This window comes from Arthrobacter sp. zg-Y20, assembly GCF_030142075.1.
Classification (GTDB): Bacteria; Actinomycetota; Actinomycetes; order Actinomycetales; family Micrococcaceae; genus Arthrobacter_B.
In genome coordinates this window covers 2,550,551-2,573,888 of the sequence record NZ_CP126241.1, presented here as the reverse complement: position 1 = coordinate 2,573,888, position 23,338 = coordinate 2,550,551, and the positions used below count along the sequence as shown (strand labels likewise).

Annotated in this window: 21 protein-coding genes; 12 read left to right on the top strand and 9 right to left on the bottom strand. The window is 67.7% G+C overall.

Annotated features, from left to right (window positions below):
• Positions 1–27 precede the first annotated feature (27 nt).
• Positions 28–459: a chorismate mutase gene (locus QNO06_RS12305; protein WP_227913676.1), complete on the top strand. Its 432-nt coding sequence runs from the start codon at positions 28–30 to the stop codon at positions 457–459.
• On the top strand, positions 452–1,564 hold the full coding sequence (locus QNO06_RS12300) for a uroporphyrinogen decarboxylase/cobalamine-independent methonine synthase family protein (RefSeq protein WP_227913679.1): 1,113 nt from the start codon (positions 452–454) through the stop codon (positions 1,562–1,564). Before QNO06_RS12305 ends, QNO06_RS12300 begins: the two co-directional genes overlap by 8 nt.
• A gap of 22 nt (positions 1,565–1,586) precedes the next feature.
• On the opposite strand, the gene QNO06_RS12295 is transcribed toward QNO06_RS12300, so the two are convergent.
• From QNO06_RS12295 to QNO06_RS12270, 6 genes are read right to left on the bottom strand one after another with little or no spacing between them, the layout of a single operon-like run.
• Positions 1,587–2,261 (bottom strand): DUF4166 domain-containing protein, encoded by a 675-nt coding sequence (locus tag QNO06_RS12295; protein WP_227913681.1) that lies wholly within the window; start codon positions 2,259–2,261, stop codon positions 1,587–1,589.
• A gap of 9 nt (positions 2,262–2,270) precedes the next feature.
• Positions 2,271–3,563 (bottom strand): DUF58 domain-containing protein, encoded by a 1,293-nt coding sequence (locus QNO06_RS12290; protein WP_227913682.1) that lies wholly within the window; start codon positions 3,561–3,563, stop codon positions 2,271–2,273.
• Positions 3,564–3,575: 12 nt separating this feature from the next.
• Complete coding sequence (locus QNO06_RS12285) at positions 3,576–4,613, bottom strand: AAA family ATPase (RefSeq protein WP_227913683.1); 1,038 nt, start codon at positions 4,611–4,613, stop codon at positions 3,576–3,578.
• On the bottom strand, positions 4,610–5,878 hold the full coding sequence (locus tag QNO06_RS12280; protein WP_227913684.1) for a DUF4350 domain-containing protein: 1,269 nt from the start codon (positions 5,876–5,878) through the stop codon (positions 4,610–4,612). The genes QNO06_RS12285 and QNO06_RS12280 overlap by 4 nt, the downstream gene beginning before the upstream one ends.
• A complete protein-coding gene (locus tag QNO06_RS12275) occupies positions 5,875–6,537 on the bottom strand; it encodes a DUF4129 domain-containing protein (protein WP_227913685.1) in 663 nt (220 codons plus the stop codon). The genes QNO06_RS12280 and QNO06_RS12275 overlap by 4 nt, the downstream gene beginning before the upstream one ends.
• Positions 6,534–7,910: a hypothetical protein gene (locus QNO06_RS12270; protein ID WP_269437437.1), complete on the bottom strand. Its 1,377-nt coding sequence runs from the start codon at positions 7,908–7,910 to the stop codon at positions 6,534–6,536. Before QNO06_RS12270 ends, QNO06_RS12275 begins: the two co-directional genes overlap by 4 nt.
• Positions 7,911–8,132: 222 nt before the next feature.
• Here QNO06_RS12270 and mtrA point away from each other — a divergent pair, with 222 nt between their 5' ends.
• The 7 genes from mtrA to secA all read left to right on the top strand — a co-directional run bounded on the left by mtrA (position 8,133) and on the right by secA (position 18,360).
• On the top strand, positions 8,133–8,810 hold the full coding sequence (mtrA, locus tag QNO06_RS12265) for an MtrAB system response regulator MtrA (RefSeq protein WP_227913687.1): 678 nt from the start codon (positions 8,133–8,135) through the stop codon (positions 8,808–8,810).
• Between the two features lies 1 nt (position 8,811).
• On the top strand, positions 8,812–10,524 hold the full coding sequence (gene mtrB, locus QNO06_RS12260; protein WP_229957505.1) for an MtrAB system histidine kinase MtrB: 1,713 nt from the start codon (positions 8,812–8,814) through the stop codon (positions 10,522–10,524).
• Positions 10,514–12,289, top strand: a complete 1,776-nt coding sequence (locus QNO06_RS12255) for an LpqB family beta-propeller domain-containing protein (protein WP_227913691.1) — start codon at positions 10,514–10,516, stop codon at positions 12,287–12,289. The genes mtrB and QNO06_RS12255 overlap by 11 nt, the downstream gene beginning before the upstream one ends.
• Before the next feature lie 428 nt (positions 12,290–12,717).
• Positions 12,718–13,386, top strand: coding sequence for a ComF family protein (locus QNO06_RS12250; RefSeq protein ID WP_227913693.1), 669 nt, complete (start codon positions 12,718–12,720; stop codon positions 13,384–13,386).
• 125 nt (positions 13,387–13,511) lie between these two features.
• On the top strand, positions 13,512–14,243 hold the full coding sequence (gene hpf, locus QNO06_RS12245; protein ID WP_227913696.1) for a ribosome hibernation-promoting factor, HPF/YfiA family: 732 nt from the start codon (positions 13,512–13,514) through the stop codon (positions 14,241–14,243).
• Between the two features lie 26 nt (positions 14,244–14,269).
• Entirely contained in the window at positions 14,270–15,484 is a 1,215-nt protein-coding gene (locus QNO06_RS12240; RefSeq protein WP_227913697.1) for a winged helix-turn-helix domain-containing protein, read from the top strand.
• A gap of 89 nt (positions 15,485–15,573) precedes the next feature.
• A complete protein-coding gene (gene secA, locus QNO06_RS12235; RefSeq protein WP_227913699.1) occupies positions 15,574–18,360 on the top strand; it encodes a preprotein translocase subunit SecA in 2,787 nt (928 codons plus the stop codon).
• A gap of 32 nt (positions 18,361–18,392) precedes the next feature.
• Here secA and QNO06_RS12230 read toward each other — a convergent pair whose 3' ends face one another.
• Positions 18,393–19,013, bottom strand: coding sequence for an Rv3235 family protein (locus tag QNO06_RS12230; RefSeq protein ID WP_227913701.1), 621 nt, complete (start codon positions 19,011–19,013; stop codon positions 18,393–18,395).
• 71 nt (positions 19,014–19,084) lie between these two features.
• A complete protein-coding gene (locus tag QNO06_RS12225) occupies positions 19,085–19,855 on the bottom strand; it encodes a LysM peptidoglycan-binding domain-containing protein (RefSeq protein WP_227913702.1) in 771 nt (256 codons plus the stop codon).
• Between the two features lie 282 nt (positions 19,856–20,137).
• Between QNO06_RS12225 and QNO06_RS12220 the strand changes: the two genes are divergently transcribed.
• On the top strand, positions 20,138–20,704 hold the full coding sequence (locus tag QNO06_RS12220) for a hypothetical protein (RefSeq protein WP_227913703.1): 567 nt from the start codon (positions 20,138–20,140) through the stop codon (positions 20,702–20,704).
• An 86-nt stretch (positions 20,705–20,790) separates the two neighbouring features.
• Here QNO06_RS12220 and QNO06_RS12215 read toward each other — a convergent pair whose 3' ends face one another.
• On the bottom strand, positions 20,791–21,030 hold the full coding sequence (locus QNO06_RS12215; protein ID WP_227913704.1) for a helix-turn-helix domain-containing protein: 240 nt from the start codon (positions 21,028–21,030) through the stop codon (positions 20,791–20,793).
• A gap of 262 nt (positions 21,031–21,292) precedes the next feature.
• Here QNO06_RS12215 and QNO06_RS12210 point away from each other — a divergent pair, with 262 nt between their 5' ends.
• Entirely contained in the window at positions 21,293–22,015 is a 723-nt protein-coding gene (locus tag QNO06_RS12210) for a hypothetical protein (RefSeq protein ID WP_227913706.1), read from the top strand.
• Positions 22,012–23,322: a CpaE/TadZ family protein gene (locus QNO06_RS12205; RefSeq protein WP_227913709.1), complete on the top strand. Its 1,311-nt coding sequence runs from the start codon at positions 22,012–22,014 to the stop codon at positions 23,320–23,322. Before QNO06_RS12210 ends, QNO06_RS12205 begins: the two co-directional genes overlap by 4 nt.
• Positions 23,323–23,338: the final 16 nt, after the last annotated feature.

Genomic DNA, 23,338 nt, shown 5'->3' with positions numbered 1-23,338 from the left:
TTAAGCGTTGCCGCCTAAACTGGTCCAATGAGCCATACAGGACCTGAATCACCGGACGAAGAATTCGATCCGCGGGCAAGCTCCCTCTCCGGGAAAGTCGCCCAGGACGTTATGGACGAACTTCTCGCCATGCGCAGCAGCATCGACAACATCGATGCCACCTTGGTGTATCTGCTGGCCGAGCGGTTCAAGGCCACCCAGCGGGTGGGCCACCTCAAGGCCGAGCACCACCTGCCGCCGGCGGACCCGGGACGCGAAGTGGCGCAGATTGCCCGGCTGCGCCGGCTGGCGGCAGATGCGCACCTGGATCCAGCGTTCGCGGAGAAGTTCCTGAACTTCATCATCCGTGAGGTCATCCGCCACCATCAGGCCATCTCCCAGACGCGCAACGGCGGACCCGCCGGGCCCGCGGCCGGCCCTGAGTCCGGCTCTGCGTCCGCGGGTGCCACCGATGCCTGAGCAGGACAGGACCCCCCAGGGGCAGATTCAGCCGGCGCAGCAAGCTCCAACCCGCAACGGCACCGTCACCGCAAGCGCGGCCGGCGGCTGGCCGGGAACCGATCCGGTGGAATCCAGCCGGGTTATCCGCGGTGAGCTGGGGGATCCGCATCTCCCGTTCCTGATGGAACTGCCCCAGCGGGGCCCGGAAGCGGAGGCCGTGGGGCGTTCCGCCTCCCTGCTGGTTGACCTCTTTGCGGACATCCAGCCGCACGGCTGGCGCCTCGTGGAACGCCCGGGCAAGGAGCACCGGCGTGCGGTCTCACTGCTCGGCCAGGACCTGAATGCGCTGGCCGACGTAGCCGGTGCCGAGGAGTCCCCGGGGCACGCACTGAAGATTTCCCTGCGGGGGCCGCTGTCCCTGGCCGCGAACCTGCACCTGCATAACGGCGAACGGGCCCTTGCCGACGCCGGTGCGCGGCGGGAACTGGCGCAGTCACTTGCGGCCGGAGTCGGAAGCTACATTTCCCGGGCCGCCTCGTCCGTGCCCGGCGCCCGCATCACGGTGCAGGTGGACGAACCGGAGATCGCCGCCATCCTCGCCGGAGGTATCCCCACGGCCAGCGGCTACCGTACGCTGCGCTCCGTGGCATCGGGGGAGGTTGCCGCCGCCTGGCAGCAGCTGCGCGAGGCGATTGGTGCTGCCGGGGCGGACACCGTGCTGGCGCTGCCGCGTGCCGGGGAGTTCGGCCCGCTGCGTTCCGGTGTCCAGTCCCCGTTCGAGCTGGCCCGCAGCGCCGGAGTGCAGGGTACGGCCCTGGTCACCGACGGGCTCGACGCCCGGGACTGGGAGGGCATCGCCGAGGCGGTGGAAAACGGAGAGCGGGTATGGCTCGGCGTGCTGTCCCTCCCGCCTGCCGGAGCGCCGCTTCCCCAGGTCACGGCCCTGGCGGAAAAGGTGCTGCGCCCCTGGCGCAAGCTCGGACTCTCCGTGAAGGACCTGCCGTCACTGGGGCTGCTGCCGGCAGCGGACCTGGCCGGCCTGTCACCGGACGCTGCCCGCAAGGTCCTGGCCCGGCTGACGCAGACAGCCTCAGCCCTGGACCAGGTGGCAGCAGAGGGTTAACCGGATACCGGATTGCGCAACCCTAGGTGCGGCGCTCCCAGCGGTCCGGTTCCGCGCCGGCCGGCAGCACGCCGTCGAACTCCCGGTAGGCGTAGGTGAAGGCGCCGTCATACTCGAACACCGTACCCACCTGCCGCTGCACCACCCGGGCGCTGATCCGGAAGTGCTGCTGTGCGGGGTCCCACCACTGCTCCACCCGGGCATCCGCTCCGGCGAAGCGCGGCAGGGGCAGGCGCAGCCGGCCGAGGAACAGGCGGCTGCCCGGTGAATCCATGTGCAGGTGTCCGTCTGGGGATACCCGAAGCAGCAGGTCCGTAGCCATATTGCGGCGCCGGCCCAGATAGTCGGTCAGCACCCCCGGCGCCGTCAGCACCGTGGTGTCCTCAAAGATGCGCTGCACGCCCGGAAACCCGAAGGTCCGCACCGCGGTCAGTGCCGGCCGGCCCCAGGGGTCCAGATGCGGGTAGTTGCGGATGGTGAAGGGGATGTCCTCCCCGTAGTCGGGGAAAAAGGCGTTGGCCACCGGGACCAGCGGCAGCAGGGGCCGCAGCCAGCGCCGCGGGCAGCCCGCCCGGCTGAACACGCCGGTGCCCTCACCGAACCACCCGGAGCCTGCGTGCAGGCCGAAATATTCCCGGAGTTCGGGTTGCAGCCGCTCGAAGGAGGAGCCCAGGACGGTGCGGTAGACGGACACCATGCTTAATTCTTACAGCCTCCCGGCGGCCTTGAGCCGAATGTACATATCCGCGAGTTTCGGCGGCAGCTCGTGCGGCGGTTCGTCCACCACTTCGGCGCCCATTGAACGCAGCTGTTCCCCCATGGCAGCCCGGTCCAGCAGCGCGCGTTCGGCGGCAGCGGCGCGGAACACCGACGACGTCGTGCCGCCGGCCCTGCGCAGCTCGTCCAGGCCGGGGTCCCGGACCGAGGCAACCACCACCACGTGCTTCTCCAGCAGCCGGGGCAGTACCGGAAGCAGGCCCTCTTCCAATGCGCCCGAGTCAAGGGCGGTAATCAGCACCACCAGGGAGCGGCGGCCCGAGATCTGCTGCACTGCAGCGGGGAGCAGGGAAAAGTCCGCTTCGATGAGCTCGGGGGTCAACGGGGCGGTGGCCGTGGCCAGCCGACTCAGCATATTTCCCTTGCCGCCCGAATCCACCCTCGCCCGGATGCGGCGGTCGAAGGCCAGGAAATCCACGCGGTCACCGCTGCTGCCGGCCAGCACGCCGAGCAGGAGCGATGCCTCGATGCCGGTGTCCAGCCGCGGTTCGTCCTCGATCCGGGCCGCCGAAGTCCGGGAGGTATCCAGGGCTATGACCACCCGGCGGTCCCGTTCCGGCCGCCAGATCCGCACCACGGTTTCCCGCCTGCGGGCGGTGGCGCGCCAGTCGATGGAACGGACATCGTCGCCGCGCACGTATTCGCGCAGGGAATCGAATTCCGTGCCGGCCCCGCGCAGCTGGACGGAGGTGTTGCCGTCCAGTTCGCGCAGCCGCCGCAGCTTGGAGGGCAGGTGCCGTTTGGACCGGAACGGCGGCAGCACCCTCAACTGCGCGGCCACCGGAAGCGTGCGCTGCCGGGCAGCCAGTCCCAGCGGGCCGAAACTGCGCACTGCCACGGAACTGCTGGTCAGCACGCCCCGCCGAGCCGGCTGAAGATGCACGTCCATCCGGCGGGCCTCACCCGCGGGGACCGCCAGCCGCTGCTCGGGGTCCCGCGCCCCGGCGGAGGGCTGCCAGGCATCCCGGATCACCGCCCGCAGCGACCGTCCTGCGGTGTTGCGCACCACCAGGGTGCCGACCGTCGCCTCGGTCAGGCGCACACTGTCCGGCAGCCGCCGGTCTATCCGCAGGGACTTCACCGGGGCAGCCAGGAGCAGGTCCAGGGTTGCCGCGGCAGCAAGGAAGAGCAGCCACAGGAGAATGGACGCAGTCCCGGGATAAAGGATTACGGCACCGGCGCCAAGAAACGCCAGCAGGACCAACCGTCCGGAAACAGCCATCCGAAGTCCCGGTTACCGGGGTACCGGGACGGTCGCCAGGATGCTTCCCAGCACCTGGTCAACGCTGACGCCGTCCATTTGGGCTTCGGGCCGAAGCGCCACCCGGTGCCGCAGGGCCGGAAGGGTCAGGGCCTTCACATCGTCAGGGGTGACGAATGTACGCTCCGAAAGCCAGGCCCAGGCACGTGCCGTGTTCAGCAGCGCTGTGGCCCCGCGCGGGGAGACGCCCAGCTGGAAGGACGGCGCGGACCGGGTGGCACGCACCACGTCCACTATGTAGGCCAGGACTTCCGGGGCCACGGCCACCCGGGCTACGGCTTCGCGGGCCAGTTCCAAGTCCCGCGCCGACGCGACGGGCCGTACACCAGCGGCCGCAAGGTTGCGCGGATCGAAGCCGCTGCTGTGCCGGCGGATCACTTCGATCTCATCCTCCCGCCCGGGCAGGTCCAACGTCATTTTCAGCAGGAAACGGTCCAGCTGCGCCTCGGGGAGCGGGTAGGTCCCCTCGTACTCCACGGGGTTCTGCGTAGCCGCGACAATGAACGGTTCGGGCAGGGCACGGGTTGTCCCGTCCACCGTTACTTGCCGCTCCTCCATGGCTTCCAGCAGGGAAGCCTGAGTTTTTGGCGGCGTGCGGTTGATTTCGTCTGCCAGCAGGATATTGGTGAAAACGGGTCCTTCCCGGAAGGAGAACCCGGAGGAGCGGTTGTCATAGATCAGCGAGCCGGTGACATCGCCGGGCATCAGGTCAGGAGTGAACTGCACCCGTTTCGTGTCCAGGCTCAACGCTTCGGACAGGGCCCGGACCAGGAGTGTCTTGGCCACGCCGGGCACACCCTCCAGCAGCACGTGGCCCCGAGCCAGCAGGGCAATGATCAGGCCGGTCACGGCAGCGTCCTGCCCCACCACCGCCTTGCCCACTTCACGGCGGACCTGGGCCAGGGCGGCCCGGACGGGGTCGCCGCCCGGAGGCAGGGGCGGCGCGGCTGCGGCTCCGTTTGAGGACCGAGGTGCGGGCGCCGCCGGGTAGGGCTCGTACTGCTGGCTCATAATGACGTTGCTTCTTCCTCTAGGTCTTGCAGGTCCCAGGTCCAGCGCACCAGTTCGGCGCTTGTCCCCGGCATCGATTGGTTGAGCAGGTGGTCGACCGCGGTATAACTGCGGCCGGTGGCGGAGGCTGCGGCCATTGTTACTGCGTCGGCGTCGGCCCCCGGTCCCAGCCGCAGATGCGCTGCCATCCGCGTCATGGCTGCTGCCCGCAGGTTTGCCGCTGCATGGCTCACGGCGTTGCTGCCCCTATAGAGGCGGGCACGGCCCTCAACCGTCTCCGCAGCGGGCACCACCACGGGCAGCGGTTCCTCGGCCAGCGGCCCGAGCCTGCGCCCGCGCCAGAAGGCGGCCAATCCGGCAACCAGCACCAGCCAGGCCCCCAGCGGATAAACCCAGGGAGGCAGATAGTCGAAGGGGTCCGCTGGCCGCTCTGCGGCAGCGATGTCCTGCGGCCCGGCCTGATACCACACCAGGGTTTCGTCCGCGCCCAGCGAGCGCAGGGCAAGGGCAGCGTTGCCCTCGTCCGTCACAGTGGCGTTGGCGATCAGGTCCGGGCTGCCCAGGACGACGGCGCTCCCGCCCTTGGTAGCGGCGTAGGACCCCGCCGGGTCGGTTCCCTCCGCGCCCGGCGAGGGGAAACAGGTCACCGGGCCGCGGTAGCTTTGGCCTCCGGCGCTGACTGTGCCGGCAGCCTGGGCGTCTTCGTCGGAACAGCGCGCTTCGGCACTTTGCCCGGCGGCGTCGTCGGGTACGACACCGGCGGGACGGATGTCGGGTGCGAAATCCGACAGTTGCGCAAAGGACGGCGCCACCAGGACCACCCGCCCCGCCTCGTCAGCAAGTTCTTCGCGCTGCCCGCTGTTGAGGAACTCCCGGGGGTCCAGGAACAGCAGCGTGGCACCGGGGTTCGCGTCCAGGGCGGCATAGGCCTCGGCCAGGTCCTGCGGATGCTGCACTTTTACGCCTTGGCCGGCCAGGACCTCCGCGACTGCCATGGCACCGTCCGGAGCCGCGTTGTCCGGCGACAGGGGCTCACTGTCCTGCCGGGGGCGGGCAAAGACCGAGAGGGCCGCCACAACGGCCAGGACCAGGACCAGTGCCAGCAGGACCCGGTGCCGGCGGAACCAGCCAAGCACCCGGCCCGGGCCGGCAGCACGGACTGCGGGTGATCCCCCGGGGCTCCCGCCGGTATCCGTTGCGGGCAGGCCGGGCAGGCCGGGCAGGCCGGCGGGGACCGGGGGAGAGGGGGTGCGCGTACCGGTCACCGGGGTGCCGCCATGGCAGGTTCGGGGGACAAGGCAGGACGGGCGGATTCCAATGCCCCGTCCAGCGCGGCGGCCCGCCGGCAGTCGTCGGAGGAAGCGTGCTCAGTACCGTACATGACCTCATCAAAGCGCCGGCCAAGCCACAGGAGTTCCGTACGGGCTTCGGGGAACGCCGACGCCAGGGCGGCGCCTGCTTCGGCAGCGGTCCGCGAAGGGCGCGCCTCGAAGACGACCCGCTCCTCGGCGGACCGGACCATGGCGCGGAACCGTTCCGCGAGTGCCTCGTCCCAGCGCTGCGCAGCCTCGGCCTGTTCGGCGCGTGCACGGTGCTGCTGCGCAGCTTCGATCAGGTCTTGCGCGAAGACTTTCCCGGGTTTTTTCGCGGCGGAGGAGAAGCGGGGCCGGAATATGAGGACAACAATGACGGCAACCGCCGCGGCGGCCAGCGCCAGGACCAGCGTCCCCGGCCCGGCGTCGAGGCCCTCCAGTCCGTCGAGCAAATCGCCCAGCCACTCGGTCACGGCCTTCCACGCACGCTGAAGCAGCCCTGGTTCGGCGTCTGCATAGATGTCCCGGGACATTTCATCGCTTAGCCATTCCCGTGCCTGGTCCGACTCGGGATCCACCGGCACGTCACCGGGAACCCGGGTGGGAATCATGGCATTCCCGGGCCGGGGTAGGTGCCGCCGGGCGCGGCCGGCGCGGCCCTGCCCGGCAGGAAATCGGGGTCCTGGATGCGGGGATTCTCCTGCTCCCTCATCAGGGCGATATCGAACCCTTCACGCCGCATCCGCAGGTCCACGTAAAGCAGGGCAGTCACGGCACCCTGGAAGGTATAGGCGATGCCGGCAACCAGCAGCGAAAGCGCTGTCATGAGCAGCGCGAACGTGCCGCTGTTTGCCGGGTCCGCGCCGAGTGACAGGGACGTGATGAGGCCGAGCGGGACACTCAGGACCTGCATCAGCACCGAAGTGATCAGTCCGGTCAGCAACAGCACCCCGAAGACGCGCCACCAGTTTGTCCGTGTCACCTGCCAGGCCCGGGCCAGGGAACGAAACACGCCGGTTCCTTCCAGGACCAGTACCGCAGGGGCCACCATGAGTTTTACCGATACCCACGCGAGGAGGGCTATCGAAGCCAGCGAACCGAGGACCGTGACGACGATTCCCGCGTCGCCCAGCATGTAGATGACCAGGCTGAAAAGCAGGACCAGCAGGGTGAAGGCGGCAAGGAATGCGGCCATCAGCAACAGTATGAGTCCGGCCAGGCGGAGCAGTACCGGACCCAGGATCCGCCACGTTTGGCCGAAACCGGTCTTGAGGTTCAGCACGGCGCGGGCCACCGGGATCACCATAAGGCCCTGGATCAGCAGGGCTCCGGCCGTGTTTCCCAACGCCACCCAGCCGAACAGGGACAGGATGCTGAGCGTGGACCCAAGCACCTCGTCGTCGGACATGCCGGCATCTGACAAGTCACCCGTCACGGGGTCGATGACGATCTGGTCACCGAAAATGAAACCGAGGATAACCGTGACGAGCGCTATGAAAGCCTGGATCAGCAGCGCGCTGCCGAACGTCGCCGCGGCACTGCGACGGCAGGCACGGAAGGCGCCGTCCAGGATTTCGCCCACGCCCAGCCGGCGCAGCGGGACGATGCCCGGCTTGGGCGGGGGCATGTACGCACCAGGAGGCATGGGCCCGCCTGCGGGCTGTCCCCACGGGTTCGGCTGTCCCCACGGGTTCGGCTGTCCCCACGGGTTCTGCTGGCCCCACGGGTTGGGCTGCTGGCCCCACTGGTTGGGCTGCTGGCCCCACTGGTTGGGGGCGGGTTGCTGCTGGCCCCACTGGTTAGGGGCAGGCTGCTGCTGGCCCCACTGGTTGGGGGCGGGTTGCTGCTGGCCCCACTGGTTAGGGGCAGGCTGCTGCCACGCACCGGGGGTACCATCTGCTGCCCCTGGAGCAGCCGGCGGACCCGGTGTACCCGGACCGGCGTCCGGTCCGTTGCCCGGCCCAGTGTGTTCCTGCTCGCTCATTTGACCCGTTTCCCCCGCAGCCAGTCGTGATAATTACCTCGACTATAGTTATCCGGCCCCGAATCGGCACAGGAGGCGAGCCGCGGCCGTATTTGTGTCCTCTAGGATGATAGGGATTAACTTGGGCGGCAACGCACGCCTTGGGGGAGCGGCAGCCGCCAGGACTGCTGGCCCCAGCGCGCAACTGCGCGCGGACGGACGCAAGCAGCGAAACAGGGAGCTATGAAGTCACGCATACTGGTCGTAGACGACGACGAGGCATTGGCCGAAATGATCGGCATTGTGCTGCGCAACGACGGGTTCGAACCGGTGTTCTGCGCAGACGGCTCCTCGGCACTGGAAATCTTCCGGAACAGCAAGCCCGACCTCGTGCTGCTGGACCTGATGCTGCCCGGTATCGACGGTATCGAAGTATGCCGGCAGATCCGCAGCGAAGCCGATACCCCCATCGTGATGCTCACCGCGAAATCCGACACGGCCGACGTCGTACGCGGCTTGGAATCGGGAGCCGACGACTACGTGCCCAAGCCGTTCAAGCCCGCCGAGCTGGTGGCCCGGGTCCGGGCGCGGCTGCGCCCGGGCGACCAGAAGTCCCCGGAAACGCTGCGTATCGGCGAAGTGTCCATCGACGTGGCGGGCCACTCCGTCTCCCGTGGCGGAGACAGCATTTCGCTGACTCCGCTTGAGTTCGACCTGCTCGTGGCGCTGGCACGCAAGCCGTGGCAGGTTTTCACCCGGGAAATGCTCCTGGAACAGGTTTGGGGATACCGCCACGCTGCGGACACGCGGTTGGTGAATGTGCATGTGCAGAGGCTCCGCTCCAAGATTGAACGCGACCCCGAAGCACCCGAGATTGTACTGACGGTGCGCGGTGTCGGATACAAAGCGGGCCAGAGCTAAGTTGCCGGGATTCCTGGCCGGGGCGGCCGGGAAATCCCCGATCCTCAACAAGTCACTGCAGGCCGCCCGGCGCCTGCGCGAAACCGTCCGCCGAGCGACGCTGCACCGGATCGCGCGGCAGTGGCGGCGGTCCCTGCAGTTCAAGACCGTCGTGTCCACCCTGCTGCTGGTGGCACTCGCCGGTGCGGGCATCGGAGCCTTCCTCTCGCACCAGATAGCCGGTTCCCTCTACGAGGAACGCCTGGCCCAGTTCCAGACCGAAGCCACCACCGGCCTGTCCAACGTGAAGAACAACTTCCGGGACACCACGGCCAGCGACCGGGAGAGCACCGACCGACTGGTCATGGACACGCTTCCACTGCTGCAGGGGCAGGGGGCGGACGCCCAGCGGACCTATCTCCTGACCCCGCTGCCCACCAACGACCCGCTGTTTGTGAACTACTCCATTAACAGCGGCAACATTACTGCCGGCGGAATCCCGGTGGCCCTGAGCGACGCCGTCGCCGCGGGCAAAGCCGGCGACGCCGACGCCGGCAACGTCTACTGGTCCCCGCTTGAGCTGGCCCACGGCGAACCCGGTATCGCCTTTGGCACCAAGGTCACGCTGCCGCCGAACAATGCGGAGTACGCGCTCTACCTGATCTATGACCTGTCCTCCATGCAGGAGACGCTCAACAAAATCCACCGCATCCTCTGGATCGCCGGGTTCCTGCTGCTGGCCATCAGCGGCACTATTGCCTGGATTGTGGCCAAGGCCGGCCTGGGCGCAGTCAGCGACGCGGCGGCAGTGTCGGAGAAGCTGGCCGCCGGCGAGCTGCAGGAGCGCATGGAAGTCAAGGGAGAGGACGAAGTGGCGCGCCTCGCGGCGTCCTTCAACCACATGGCCGGAACCCTGCAGGACCAGATCACCCAGCTCGCTACACTCTCCCGTATGCAGCAGGTTTTCGTCTCGGATGTTTCGCACGAACTGCGGACCCCGCTCACCACCGTACGCATGGCTGCCGAGGTCCTCTACGATGCCCGCGAAAGCTTCGACCCCATGTACCGGCGCTCCACGGAACTGCTCTACCACCAGGTGGAACGCTTCCAGGCGCTGCTGGCCGACCTGCTGGAGATCTCCCGGTTCGACGCCGGCGCCGCAGCTTTGGACCTTGAACCCACCGATGTCTTCCACATTGTGCGCGACGTCATGGACGCCACCGAACCGCTGGCGAATAACTCCGGCTCGGAAGTCACGGTTGTTTCCAAGGAGTCCAGTTGCGTGGTGGACGCCGATCCGCGGCGCATCGAACGCATCCTGCGCAACCTCCTGGTCAACGCACTGGAACACGGGGAGGGCGAGCCCATCGAGATAGCGGTGGCCGCAAATGCCGACGCCGTCGGCATTGCCGTGCGCGACCACGGGATCGGCATGACCGAGGAAGATGCCGGGCACGTGTTCGACCGCTTCTGGCGGGCGGATCCGGCCCGGGCACGCACTACGGGCGGCAGCGGCCTGGGCCTGTCCATTGCGGCCGAAGACACCAGGCTGCACGGCGGATGGCTCGAGGCGTGGGGCGAGCCCGGCAACGGTTCCTGCTTCCGGCTTACGCTTCCGCGGCGCCACGGAGGGGACTTCGAAGCCTCGCCAGTGCCGCTGTCACCCCGCAAGGCGGCTGCCGGACCGTTGGCACTGACCGCGGCAGTTTCCTCGGAGGAGACCGATGTCCTTTAGCCCAATGCCGTCCGCCGAGCCGGCCCCGTCCCCACACGCTTCCATTGGGCTAACCGCTGTCCGGGGACCCGGGCAGTTCGCCCGCCTGCTGGTCCTGGTGCTCGGTGCTGCCTTGGCGCTGGCAGGATGCTCCTCCATACCCACCGTCGGCCCGGTGGGCACCGCCTCCGCCCAGCGCGGAGACGAGCAGCAGGAGGAAGCGGTCTTTTCGCCCGAAGGCCCGGCTGCCGGCGCTACGGCACAGGAAACCATCCGCGGCTTCATGGAGGCAGGCAAGGGGGCCGCCGACGACTACAGCGTGGCCCGCCAGTTCTTGTCCCCGGGGATGGCCGAAACGTGGTCTCCGGCCCAGCGGGCCACTGTTTACCGCTCTTCACGGGTTGTCGCTACTCCGGATCCGAATCTGTTCCAGATCCAGCTGGAGGTACAGAGCACCGTTGACATCCAGGGGATCCGGATCGAAGCACCTGCGGGAAGCACCGAGAGCATTCCGGTGCAGGCGGAAAAGGTAGACGGCGAGTGGCGGCTCACCGCCGTTCCGGACGGCATCATGCTGTCCCTGGCCAGCTTCCCGGCCGTCTTTATGGCCCACAACCTGTACTTCTACTCAAGCGACTACGAGTACTGGGTGCCGGACACCCGGTGGTTCATCCGGCGCGCAGGCATAGCCGCGAACATCGTCAACGCGGTCCTGGTGGGGCCGGCACCCCACCTGCAGGGCGCCGTCGTCAGCGCTTTCCCGTCCGGTACCGAACTTGCCCGCGACGCCGTGCCCGTGGCCTCCGGAGAAGCCACCGTGGATTTGGCCGCAGATTCGCTGAGCGACGCCACCGACCTGAACCGGCAGCAGATGACCGCACAGCTGCAACAGAATCTCCGGAGCCTGAACAACATCACTTCGGTTGCCATGACCGAAGGCGGGCATTCCGTGGACCTCGGCAAGGGCAACGGCGAAGTACGGTCCGCCATTGCCGATCCGTCAGCCGGCGCCACCCAGATTGTGGTCTATCAGGGCGAACTGGCCTTTTACGGCGACGGTCCGACCGCCGTCGAGGGTGTGCCGTCGGTGGCCGGATACGGACCCAGGAGCCCCGCGATGTCTGCCGACGGGGCCACCATCGCCTTCCTGGACAGCCAGGAAGACACCCTCCTGGTTACCGGAAAGGGTCAGGAGGTCCGGGTAGCGGCCGAGGGCACCCGGTTCACCGCGCCCAGCGTGGATCCGAAACAGTGGGTCTGGACCACTCAGCCCTCCGGTTCCGGCACCGCGGTCCTGGCCATTCCCCCCGGCGGCAACCGTGACTCGGCAGCAGTTCTGTCAGCGCCTTGGCTCGAAGGGCTGGGCGTCACCGAGCTCAGGGTTTCCCGTGACGGCACGCGGGTACTGGTTGCGGCCGCCCAGGGCGGGAACAGCAGTGTGATGATTGCCGGGATCGTCCGTTCGGCAGAAGGCGTTCCGGTATCGCTGACGACGCCGGCAACGCTGCAGGTGCCGGCGGAAGCGGGTGCGGTGGACCGGGTGAAGTGGGCAAGCGAGGATACGGTTGTCGCTGTCCGGACCGGGGCGCAGGAGTCCGTCCCGGTGATCCTTGGTCCCGGGCGGGAAGCACAGCTGCTCGCGCCGAAGGAAGGGATCCTGGGGCTCAGCGCCGGCAACGGTACCGAGGACGTCTTTATCCAGACCGACGCCGGCATCTTCAACAAGGTCGGCAGCAGCTGGGCGCTTCGGTCCGAAGGGGTGCGGGACCCGGCCTTCCCGGGCTGACGCTTCCGCACCGCTCCTCCACAGCCGGCGGCCGGTGCTCCCGCGGGCAGTAGCGGTGCACCTTGCCGTCCACGGTGCGGACGGCGCCGCCCGGGCGGGGTCAGCATGGCAGCATGCGTATTTCCTTACCGGCACTTTCCTTCCCGGCACCGAGCCGGGCACTTGACCGGTTGGTCTTCTCACCGGCAGGGCAGGTGGCAGCTGCGGCTCTGTCCGGACTTGCCGCAGGGCTCGTTCCTGTCACGTGTGCAGCCTGCGGTGCTCCGGACCGTTCCTTGTGCAGCAGCTGCGCGGCGAAGGCTCGCCGCGGGACCATACGGCCATGTTTCGTCCAGGAAGGCGCCGCCGCGCTCCCGGCCGCCCAAGCTGCCGAATCTGCAGCGTTTGCACCGCTGCCGGTCCTGGCCGCCGGAACTTACCGCGGGGACTTGGCCCGAGTCTTGCTCGCTTTCAAGAACCGCGGACACACGGACCTGGCCGGTTTCCTTGTCCCGGTGCTGGCCGGGGTGCTGCAGGAGGCAGCGCAGGAGGCGTTCCGGTTGTCCGGCTCCCGCACACTGGTGCTGGTCCCGGTCCCTGGATCCGCCCGTTCCATGCGCCGGCGCGGCTACGCCCCGCTGGCCCTGCTGATCAGGCGGCTAGAGCGCGCAGGGCTGTTGCCGCCCGGGTGTTCCGCCGCACCCCTGGTGTCCTACGTGCGCGGGTACGGGAGCGCCGTGCCGTTCCTCCCCGGCAGGGCGGGCAGCCCGGCAGCGGACGGCCGGCGCCTGGCACAAAAGGGGCTGGGCAGTGGGAATCGGCGCCGTAACGTCCGCAACACCATGACCGCGGCGCCGTCCCGCAGCAGCCGCGGAACCGGAGGTGCCGGGGAGGGCAGCCTCGTGGGGGTCAGCTGTGTGGTGGTTGATGATGTTCTCACCACCGGGGCCACCATCGGCGAAACCGTCCGGGCGCTGCGCGCCGAAGGTGCGGGGGTCTTCTGCGCGGCGGTTATGGCTGCCACACCAGCCCCGGGACGTAACACTTCTCCCGGATCCGGTGCCGCTGCGGGGGCGCATCCGCAAGAGTATGGAAACGGAATAGGGGGACGTGAATAAAGGTCGGCAGTGTTCTAACGTGTTGGTATGGATAGCTTCAAGAAGCGGGGTTATCCTGCGGCAACGGCCGTGAAGGAAACTGGCAGCGGCCGTTGTTGTGTCACCGAAATATATTGGAGGGCACCATGGAATTCATGATCAGCGGACGCAACGTTGCAGTATCTGACCGGTTCCGCGAGTACGCCGAAGAGAAGATCGGCAAGGTCGAAGCGCTCGGCGACAAAGTCCAGCGGGTGGAAGCCAGGGTCACGAAGCAAGGGAACGTCCGGGACGCAGACAGCGCCCTGACCGTGGAAATCACGGTGACCGGGCGGGGACCGGTGGTTCGCGCCGAAGCAACGTCCGGAGACAAGTTCGCTGCCTTCGACATCGCGTACGGAAAGCTGCTGGAACGCCTCCGCAGGGCGAGCGACAGGCGCAAGGTGCACCACGGACGCCACGCACCGGTGCCGGTCCGGGTAGCCACCGCTGATCTGGGTCCCGTGAGCACCTCCGAACCGCTTTACGCCCAGATGGGTTCAACCGCAGAGGAAGAGTCCGCTGAGCCGACCGGCAATGACGCCGCAGCGGAAGAGGCCAACGGTGAATGCCCCGTTTTGATCCGTCGCAAGGTTTTCCCGGGTGCCCCCATGAGCCTTGACGACGCCGTGGACAACATGGAACTGGTAGGCCACGATTTCTACCTGTTCGTCGATTCAGCCACGGGAGCCCCCTCGGTGGTCTACCGCCGCCGGGGCTGGACCTACGGTGTGATTACCCTGGACTCCAAGTGCGCTGAAGGCTCCGAGGAGCCGCGTGAGGAAACACGGGGTTACCGGGTCACTGAAACGCCCGTCGATGAACGGGCCACCGCGTGAGGGTTTCCCCGCCCTAAGATGAGTGGATGAAACCCAAGCTCTCGCTCCGCCAGGCCCGCCGCACGGCACTGTCGGCGCAGGGATTGGCCCGTGCGCGGCCCACCGGCCTTGTTGGTTCAAGGCAGGTGGGCCGCACCTTTGAGCGGCTGGCGCTGCTGCAGATCGATTCCGTAAACGTTCTGACCCGCAGCCACTATCTGCCTCTGTTTTCCCGGCTTGGGCCCTACGGGCAGCCGGATCTGGACCGGATGGCCAACCGCCGTCCGCGCCGGATGGTGGAGTACTGGGCGCACGAAGCAAGCTATGTGCGGCCCGATCTTTTCGCCGACCTCCGGGCCGTTCAGCGGCGGACCTGGATGACAGCCCATTCCATGCCGGCGGCGCTGGCCGAGGACCTGCGCGGGCGCATCCTGGAAATCCTGGAGTCGGCAGCCCGGCCCCTCACGTCCCGCCAGACCGCGGAACTGTTGGGCCACAGCACGGAACGGGCCACCGCAAACTGGGGATGGAACTGGAATGCCGGCAAGCGGGTGCTGGAAGACCTGTTTGCCGCGGGCTTGGTCAGCTCTGCAGGACGGACGCCCCAGTTCGAACGTCTCTACGCGCCCACCGCCCGGATCCACCCGGCCGGGGCTGCAGCCTTGGAACCGTCTGACCCGCAGCAGGCCGTACTGAGGCTGGCCGAGGCCGCTGCCCGGGCACACGGCGTCGCCACCGTCCGCGGACTGGCCGACTACTTCCGGCTGCCGGTGCGGGAAACCGCCGACGCCGCGGCGGAACTGGTCCGCAAGGGAATCCTCGAACAGGTGGAGGTGGCCGGGTGGAAGCAGCCGGCGTTCCTGCACGCGGAGGCCGTGGTTCCCCGGGCAGCGGCCGGACAGGCCCTGCTCAGCCCGTTCGATTCGCTGGTCTTTGAACGGCGCAGGCTCGAGGAGCTGTTCGGCTTCCACTACCGGATTGAAATTTACACTCCTGCTCCCGCCCGCAGATACGGCTACTACGTCCTGCCGTTCCTTCTGGGAGAGGACCTGGTTGCCCGGGTGGACCTCAAAGCAGACCGTGCCGGCGGTAAGCTGCTGGTTCAAGGCGCCTATGCGGAACCGGATGCCCCGGGCCACACGGCGCGTCAACTGGCTGCCGAGCTTGCGCTCATGGCACAGTGGCTTGGGCTTGGGGAGATTGAGGTACGTCCGGCGGGGGACCTTGCTGCGGCCCTGAAGCTGGCAGTATGCAGGGAATAACCGTCAACCGGGAACCGCGGCCGTCCGCCGCACGTCTCTCACGTAGACTGGGGACGCCAGATTTCGGCAACTAGATTGGGAGCAAATCAGTGGCATCACTACTCGAACGAGTTCTTCGTACCGGCGATAAGAAAACGCTGAAGACACTGCGTAACTACGCCGACGCGATCAACGTGCTCGAGGATGAGTTCAAGGGCATGACCGATGCCGAACTCAGGGGTGAAACGGACCGCCTCAAGGCACGCTACGCCGACGGCGAGTCCCTCGACGACCTCCTGCCCGAAGCCTTCGCGGCGGTCCGCGAAGCTGCCGGCCGGACCCTTGGCATGCGGCACTTCGATGTCCAGCTGATGGGCGGCGCCGCCCTGCACCTGGGCAACATCGCCGAAATGAAAACCGGTGAAGGCAAGACCCTCGTTGCCACCGCCCCGGCCTACCTGAACGCGCTGACCGGCCGCGGCGTGCACATTGTGACCGTCAATGACTACCTGGCCGAGTACCAGTCGGACCTGATGGGGCGGGTTTTCCGCTTCCTCGGCATGACCAGCGGCTGCATCCTGTCCAACCAGGATCCCGCGACCCGGCGCGAGCAGTACGCCGCCGACATCACATACGGCACCAACAACGAGTTCGGCTTCGACTACCTGCGCGACAACATGGCGTGGAGTGCAGCCGAACTGGTCCAGCGCGGGCACCACTTCGCCATCGTTGATGAAGTGGACTCCATCCTGATCGATGAGGCCCGTACGCCGCTGATCATTTCCGGCGCCGCCAGCGGCGATGTGAACCGCTGGTACACCGAGTTCTCCAAGGTGGTCCAGCGGCTGACGCTGGAAACCGATTACGAGGTAGACGAGAAGAAGCGCACGGTCGGCATCCTGGAGCCGGGTATCGAAAAGGTCGAGGATTACCTCGGCATCTCCAACCTGTACGAAGCGGCCAACACCCCGCTGATCGGCTTCCTGAACAACGCGATCAAGGCCAAGGAACTCTTCAAGCGGGACAAGGACTACGTGGTCCTCAACGGCGAAGTCATGATTGTCGACGAGCACACCGGACGCATCCTGGCCGGGCGCCGTTACAACGAAGGCATGCACCAGGCGATCGAGGCCAAGGAAGGGGTGACCATCAAGGCCGAGAACCAGACGCTGGCCACGGTCACCCTGCAGAACTACTTCCGCCTCTACGAAAAGCTCGCCGGCATGACCGGTACGGCCGAAACCGAGGCCGCCGAGTTCATGAGCACCTACAAACTCGGTGTGGTCCCCATCCCCACCAACAAGCCGATGGCCCGCATTGACCAGTCGGACCTGATCTACAAGAACGAAGTGGCGAAGTTCGACGCCGTCGTCAAGGACATAGCCGAACGGCATGCTTCGGGCCAGCCCGTCCTCGTGGGCACCACCAGCGTCGAGAAGAGCGAATACCTCTCGAAACAGCTGGCCAAGGCCGGTATCCGGCACGAGGTCCTCAATGCCAAGAACCACGCGCGTGAAGCCGCCATCGTGGCCCAGGCCGGGCGCAAGGGCGCCGTCACCGTGGCAACCAACATGGCCGGCCGCGGTACCGACATCATGCTCGGCGGCAACGCCGAGTTCAACGCCATCGCGGAGCTGGAACGCCGAGGGCTGGACCCGAACGAAAGCCCCGAAGACTACGAAGCGGCCTGGCCCGAAGCGCTGGAGAAGGCACGCCACGCCGTAGCCGCCGAGCAGCAGGAAGTCATTGACCTCGGCGGGCTGTACGTCCTGGGTACCGAGCGCCACGAATCCCGCCGCATCGACAACCAGCTGCGCGGCCGCTCCGGCCGGCAGGGCGATCCGGGTGAATCCCGCTTCTACCTGTCGCTGACCGATGACCTGATGCGCCTGTTCAACTCCGGTGCCGCCGAGCGGATCATGAACAGCTCCTCCATGCCCGACGACGTCGCGCTGGAATCCAAGCTGGTATCCAAGGCCATCCAGAACGCCCAGGGACAGGTGGAGGGACGCAACGCCGAACAGCGCAAGAACGTCCTGAAGTACGACGACGTCCTGAACCGCCAGCGCGAGGCCATCTACGGCGACCGCCGCCGCATCCTTGAGGGCGGTGACCTGCAGGAGAAGATCGGTTTCTTCCTGGAAGACGTTGTGACCGCGGTGGTGAACGAAGCTACTGCCGAGGGCCACGGCGACGACTGGGACCTCGAGCAGCTGTGGACGAACCTCAAGACCCTGTACCCGATCGGTCTCACCATCGACGAAGTGGTGGAGGAAGCCGGGGGCCGGTCCAGGCTGACCCGCGACTTCCTCCACAACGAGATCCTCTCCGATGCCAAATTGGCCTACCAGGCCCGCGAGGAAGCCCTGGGCTCGGCCACCATGCGCGAACTGGAGCGCCGCGTGGTGCTCTCGGTAATCGGCCGCAAGTGGCAGGAACACCTGTACGAGATGGACTATCTGAAGGAAGGCATCGGCCTGCGCGCCATGGCGCAGCGCGACCCGCTGGTTGAGTACCAGCGCGAGGGCTTCGTGATGTTCCAGACCATGATGGAAGCCATCCGCGAGGAGAGCATCGGCTACCTCTTCAACGCCGACGTGCAGGTCAGCGAGCCGGCCGCCACGGCACCCAGCGCCCTGTCAGGCGTCAAGGATGCACGCGGCGTCGTCGGCGCTCCGGTGATCAAGGCTGCCGGCCTGGATGCGCCCCGGCAGCCCGCCAGCCTGCAGTTCACAGCCCCCGACAGCCAGGGCGGCGTGGAGACCAGGGTGGAACGCACCACGGCAGGCGACAGCGCCAAGGCGGCCAAGCAGGCAGCACAGGCAGCACCGGCAGCGCGGAAGGCAGCACAGCCCGCCGGCAAGGCCGGAGCCAAGAAGGGCAAACGCCGCAAGTAAGCGCGAGGCAGGCCTGCTAAGAACAGGCCGGCCTAGCCGATTTCCAACGCGGTAACCCGCCAGAGCCCGCGCCGCAGCTGAACCCTCAGCGCAACGGCGCGGGCTCTGTCGTTTTCCAGCGCCACTACTGCGCCCTCGTAGATTCCTTCCGCTACGGGGCAGATCCGGCAGGACCTGATACGGACGCCGCGGTGCAGCTGCTGCGGATCCGGAGCCGTTCGGGACCGCCCCGCAGGGTTTTGCCGCAGTCCGCGCACCAGGTTGGCGCGCAGCTGCATCCGCTCGTAGTTTTCGGGATCCAGCCAGCGGGACATTTGCTGCAGTGGACGAACCCCGCCCAGCACCTCCAGGGCAGCCAGTGCTACGGACTGGCAGATGGCCTTCACCCGGGCATCGTCGGCCGGCTCGGACTGCCAATGGGCGGCGGTTCCCTGTGCACCTTCCGTGCCCGGCCCGGCCATGCTGCCGGGACCGGCCGGGGGTTCCCCGGCAGCAGGTGCCGGCGGTACTGCGGTTTCCCTGGGCGAGGCAGGTACGGGCGCCGGGAGCAGGTCCTGCAGGGGAGCACGGTAAACGGCTATGGGTGGGGCGCTGTTTCCGGCCTCGGATGCAACCGGAGCTTCGGGGGCCGGAAGATAAATCACGCTGGTCATGGTGTGGTCCTTAGCGGGGAGATGGAACACCAAAGTGCGGGGATGAAGGATGGCTGCAGGGGAAGCGGTCACTAAAGCGGTGGTGCCGTGAGTATCTGACCGGGGTGGATCAGGCCCGGATCAAGTCCGATGGTTTCCCGGTTCAGCTCGTACCACCGCGGCCAGAGCGCTGCTATCTCGGCATCGCCGGCGCCCGGACCGAGTTGCTGCCCGGCCAAAGACCAGAGGGTATCTCCAGCCGCTACAACCACCTGACCCGTTTCTTGCCGGGGCGTCCCGGTTAGGAGGCCGCCACCCGGAGGCTGCGGGGGAAGCGGCCGCCAGAGGGGGGACACCGCGTCTGCAGTACCGCCCGCTCCCGGCTCCGTGCCGGCAGCAGGCCCAGCCGCGCCGGCTGGGTCAGCAGCAGCCCCTGTGGAGGCGGCGGCCGGGGCGGCGGCCTCCGGAACCGCTAGGGCCGCGGCCGGCACGGACCCGGCGGCGAGGGAGAACCCCAGCAGGGCAGCGGCCAGGCGGCGCAGCGGCCCCGGGGCCAGGAACAGTGCGCGGGTGCCGGCGGCAGGAAAGCCTGCCCGATGCAGCAGGCAGCCGACCAGCGCACAAAGCGATCCGAGCACCCACCACAACGTCAGCAGGATGCCTGCGGCAGCGGCACCGAAACCCGCGAGGAAGGAAAAAACGGAGGATGGCGCGGCTGCGCGTGAAAACAAGGCGTGACCGGCCGCCGCTGCGGAGGGCAGCAGCACGGCCCCGCACCACAGGAGGAACGCGCCCAGCAGAGCAACACCGCCGGCAATGAATGCGTCCGGCCCCGGGCCGGAACGGACAATCGATGCTGCCATTGCACCCTCCGTAAATGTTCGTTTTGCTTTGCCCTGCAACGAGTCCCGGTTAAGGCCGCTTTGGTCCTTGTTGGTCCTTTGCTGCTGTTTGGGTGATTTGTTGCCGTTTGGGTCGATTTTGTTCGTGTGTTGCATGTTGTTGCCGTTGACGAGTGGTGGTGCATCTACGGCGGGAATAGACGCTCTTGTTGTCGTCTGGCCCGTGTGATGGTCGTGTCTACACTTCGCTTCCATCAGTGTCCAGAGTGGTCACCATGGGCCGCTGGAGGCTAGCCTTGGCCGATGCGATGGGATGCCCTGTTCAGGGACATGGAGGCACAGATGGCCGCGTCTGCCGCGCTTGAAGCCGAGGACGAGATCGCCGAGCGCGTCCGCATCGAAGTGCAGGGCGTGAGTCTTCAGGACAGGCTCCGCAGCCAGTCCGGAAAACACCTGGTTTTTGATCTGGGATTGGCCGGCAGGGCGGAGGGAACCCTGCGGCAGACGGGGACCGGATGGGCGGTGCTGGAACAGCAGCGCGGCGGCCAGGTGCTGGTGGTCCTGTCACACGTGGCCTGGATTCGGGGCATGGACCGCTATGCCGCTCTGCAGGCGGGGGCCGTGCACCTAGGTCTGGGTTCGGCGCTGCGCGGGATAGCACGGGACCGCAGTACCGTCACTGTCCGCTGCGCGGGAACAGCCGCCGAAACAGCATTGCACGGCACCATCGACCGGGTCGGCGGCGATTTCCTGGAACTGGCAGCGGTTCCGGGCGGCGGCGCCAGGCGCAGCAGCAACGTCACGGGCATGTACGTCCTGCCGACGGCGTCTGTTGCCGCGGTCCTGTCCCGGGACTCCGGGTGGGAATAGCTCCGGTGTTGGAATGACGCCGGTGTTGGAATGATGCGTGCTGGAAAGACGCGAAGGCGCCAGGTGGCCCCAAGGGACGCTGGCGGCTAGGCCCCGGGGGTGCTGTTCTCCTCCACGGGTATGCCCTGGCGGACCGCTGCCGCCGACTTGCGGTAGGCCCGGGAGATGTACTCCTCCAACTGCTGGGCTTCCACCCTCCACTGGCCACGGCCGCCGATCTGGATGGCCGGCAGCTCCCCGCTGCGTACAAGGGCGTAGGTCTGCGAGGAGGAAATGTTCAGTACCTCGGCGACATCGGCCAGCGTCAGGAATCTCTTCTCGCCCACGGCACTCACCTTTCACACCGCACCACTGCGGCTTCCACCCGTTGTACATCAGCAGCACCAGTCTGGCATCAGCGAAAACCGGCTCCGTGGTTATCCACAGATACCGCTTCCCGCGGGGAACACCGTTTCAATCCGGGTGCAGGTACCCCACAATGGCTCCAGCAGGGCCCGGGCGGGTAAAGAGCATGGTCCGCAGGGGTAAAGAGCATCACCGGCGGGGGCTATCGGGACTGCCCGGAAGGGCAAGGGGAATCGGGGGAGCATGAGCCAGAGGTTGGGCGAGGGCGGCAGCAGTGCGGGCACGGAGACTGGCCTGAGAACGGCGTACCGTCCCGCCGCCGGCCGCACCATCCGTCCCGCGCCGGCCGCAGCCCGGCTGCGGAAACCCTCTTGGCGCGACCCCAGGCTCTTGCTGGGCGTGCTCCTGGTGCTGGGATCCGTGGCCGGCGTGGTCGCCCTGGTCGACAGCGCGGACAGGACCACGCAGGTGTACGCCGTCCGGCACGACATAGCCCCCGGCAGCCCGGTCCGCGGCGAGGACCTCGTGGCCGTACCGGTCCGGCTGGGCGGAGCGGAAAAGCGATACCTGACCGTTTCCGAAGGAGTACCCCCTGACGTGGTGGCGGGAACAGTCCTCCGCGAAGGTGAGCTGGTGGCCCTGTCGGCTCTGGCTGAACCGGCCACGCTGGACCGCAAACCGGTTGGCCTGCGCGTGGAGGACCCGTTGCCGGCCAGTACGGAAACCGGTTCGCGGGTGGATATCTGGGCTTCCATGCCCAACGCGCAGAACGGCTTTGAGGAACCGGAGCGGTTGATTGAAGCGGCGGAAATATCGGAGCTGACGGTTACCGAGTCAGCGCTGGGGGCCAACCGCAGTACTGAACTGCTGGTGCTGGTGGATGACTCGGACCTGCCCCTGCTGCTCAGCGCGCTCTCCAACCAGGCAAAGGTCACTGTGGTGTCCAATCCCGCCGCGGGCAAGTGAACATCCCCGTAGCCACCGTCGGGGCCGCCACCGCCGGTGTCCTGGACGGGCTGGAACGCCTGCAGGGACCGGTGACGGTGGTGCGCCGGTGCGCGGAACTGACTGAACTGGTAGCGCTCTCGCAGACCGGTATCGTCCGTGCTGCCGTCGTCGCGGGCGACACCGCAGAACTGACTGCTGCCCTCGCGGAACGGCTGGGGGCAGCGGGCGTGGCCCTGGTCGCGCTCGCTGACGATTTCCTCCTCCGCCAGCGGCTGGAGGCCATGGGCATCACCAACGCGCCCGGCACTGTGCAGGCCGAAACGCTGGCCGGACTGATCTCGACGGCGGTGCAGGCGCTGGAACACTCCGGTGCGGGGCGCGGCCTGGCGGCCGGCATTGCCCTTGCCGACCCGGCGGCCTCCTTCGGCACCGGGATTGAGGCACCCGACGGCGGTGCACCGGCAGCAGAGGAGCCGGACGTCCGTTCCGGCACCGTCACCGCTGTCTGGGGCCCCACGGGCGCACCGGGACGCACCACGCTGGCGGTAAACCTGGCCGCGGAAGCCGCAGCGGCGGGGCGGAGCGTGCTGCTGGTCGACGCCGACACCTACGGGTCCAGCGTGGCGGTTAGCCTGGGGCTTTTGGATGAGTCTGCCGGCCTTGCGCAGGCCTGCCGGCTCGCGGACCAGGGCATGCTGGATGCTGCTGCCCTTGCCCGGATCTGCGCGGACGTCTCCCTGCGGGGGCACCGCTTGCCGGTGCTGACCGGCGTTACCCGGGCCGACCGCTGGATTGAGCTGCGCCCGGCAGCGCTCGCAGGTGTCCTGGCCGCCGCACGCAGGATGGTGGACGAGATCATTATCGACTGTGGATTCTCACTGGAAAGTGATGAGGAACTGAGCTTCGACACCATGGCGCCGCGGCGCAACGCCGCAACGCTGCTGGTGCTCGAAGCGGCGGACACCCTCTACGCGGTCGGCGCGGCCGATTCGGTGGGCGTGCCCCGCCTGGTCCGGGCGCTGTCGGACCTGGCCGCCGCCGTTCCCGCTGCCCGGCCGCAGATTGTGCTCAACAAAGTCCGCGCCTCCGCCGTGGGCAGGAACCCGGAAAACCAGCTTCAGGGGGCCTGGGAACGGTTCGGCCCCGGGCAGGAGATCATTGCCTTCCTGCCGGCGGATTACGACGCCGCCGACGCCGCCCTGCTGTCCGGAACAGCCCTGCTGGAAACCGCTCCGGCATCGGCGCTGCGGGCTGCGGTTGCAGAGCTGGCGGGTGTGCAGGCTTCCCGGCGGCGGCCCCGGCGGCGCGGCAGGAGCGCAAAGTGACCTTTCACCCATTCAG

Excerpts from the sequence above, each read along its gene's own strand:
- QNO06_RS12270 (WP_269437437.1), bottom strand. The coding sequence starts at position 7,910 with ATGAGCGAGCAGGAACACACTGGGCCGGGCAACGGACCGGACGCCGGT.
- QNO06_RS12275 (WP_227913685.1), bottom strand. The coding sequence starts at position 6,537 with ATGATTCCCACCCGGGTTCCCGGTGACGTGCCGGTGGATCCCGAGTCG.
- QNO06_RS12255 (WP_227913691.1), top strand. The coding sequence starts at position 10,514 with ATGTCCTTTAGCCCAATGCCGTCCGCCGAGCCGGCCCCGTCCCCACAC.
- QNO06_RS12240 (WP_227913697.1), top strand. The coding sequence starts at position 14,270 with ATGAAACCCAAGCTCTCGCTCCGCCAGGCCCGCCGCACGGCACTGTCG.
- QNO06_RS12220 (WP_227913703.1), top strand. The coding sequence starts at position 20,138 with ATGCGATGGGATGCCCTGTTCAGGGACATGGAGGCACAGATGGCCGCG.
- QNO06_RS12285 (WP_227913683.1), bottom strand. The coding sequence starts at position 4,613 with ATGAGCCAGCAGTACGAGCCCTACCCGGCGGCGCCCGCACCTCGGTCC.
- QNO06_RS12295 (WP_227913681.1), bottom strand. The coding sequence starts at position 2,261 with ATGGTGTCCGTCTACCGCACCGTCCTGGGCTCCTCCTTCGAGCGGCTG.
- QNO06_RS12305 (WP_227913676.1), top strand. The coding sequence starts at position 28 with ATGAGCCATACAGGACCTGAATCACCGGACGAAGAATTCGATCCGCGG.
- hpf (WP_227913696.1), top strand. The coding sequence starts at position 13,512 with ATGGAATTCATGATCAGCGGACGCAACGTTGCAGTATCTGACCGGTTC.
- QNO06_RS12290 (WP_227913682.1), bottom strand. The coding sequence starts at position 3,563 with ATGGCTGTTTCCGGACGGTTGGTCCTGCTGGCGTTTCTTGGCGCCGGT.
- mtrA (WP_227913687.1), top strand. The coding sequence starts at position 8,133 with ATGAAGTCACGCATACTGGTCGTAGACGACGACGAGGCATTGGCCGAA.
- QNO06_RS12225 (WP_227913702.1), bottom strand. The coding sequence starts at position 19,855 with ATGGCAGCATCGATTGTCCGTTCCGGCCCGGGGCCGGACGCATTCATT.
- QNO06_RS12230 (WP_227913701.1), bottom strand. The coding sequence starts at position 19,013 with ATGACCAGCGTGATTTATCTTCCGGCCCCCGAAGCTCCGGTTGCATCC.
- QNO06_RS12210 (WP_227913706.1), top strand. The coding sequence starts at position 21,293 with ATGAGCCAGAGGTTGGGCGAGGGCGGCAGCAGTGCGGGCACGGAGACT.
- QNO06_RS12300 (WP_227913679.1), top strand. The coding sequence starts at position 452 with ATGCCTGAGCAGGACAGGACCCCCCAGGGGCAGATTCAGCCGGCGCAG.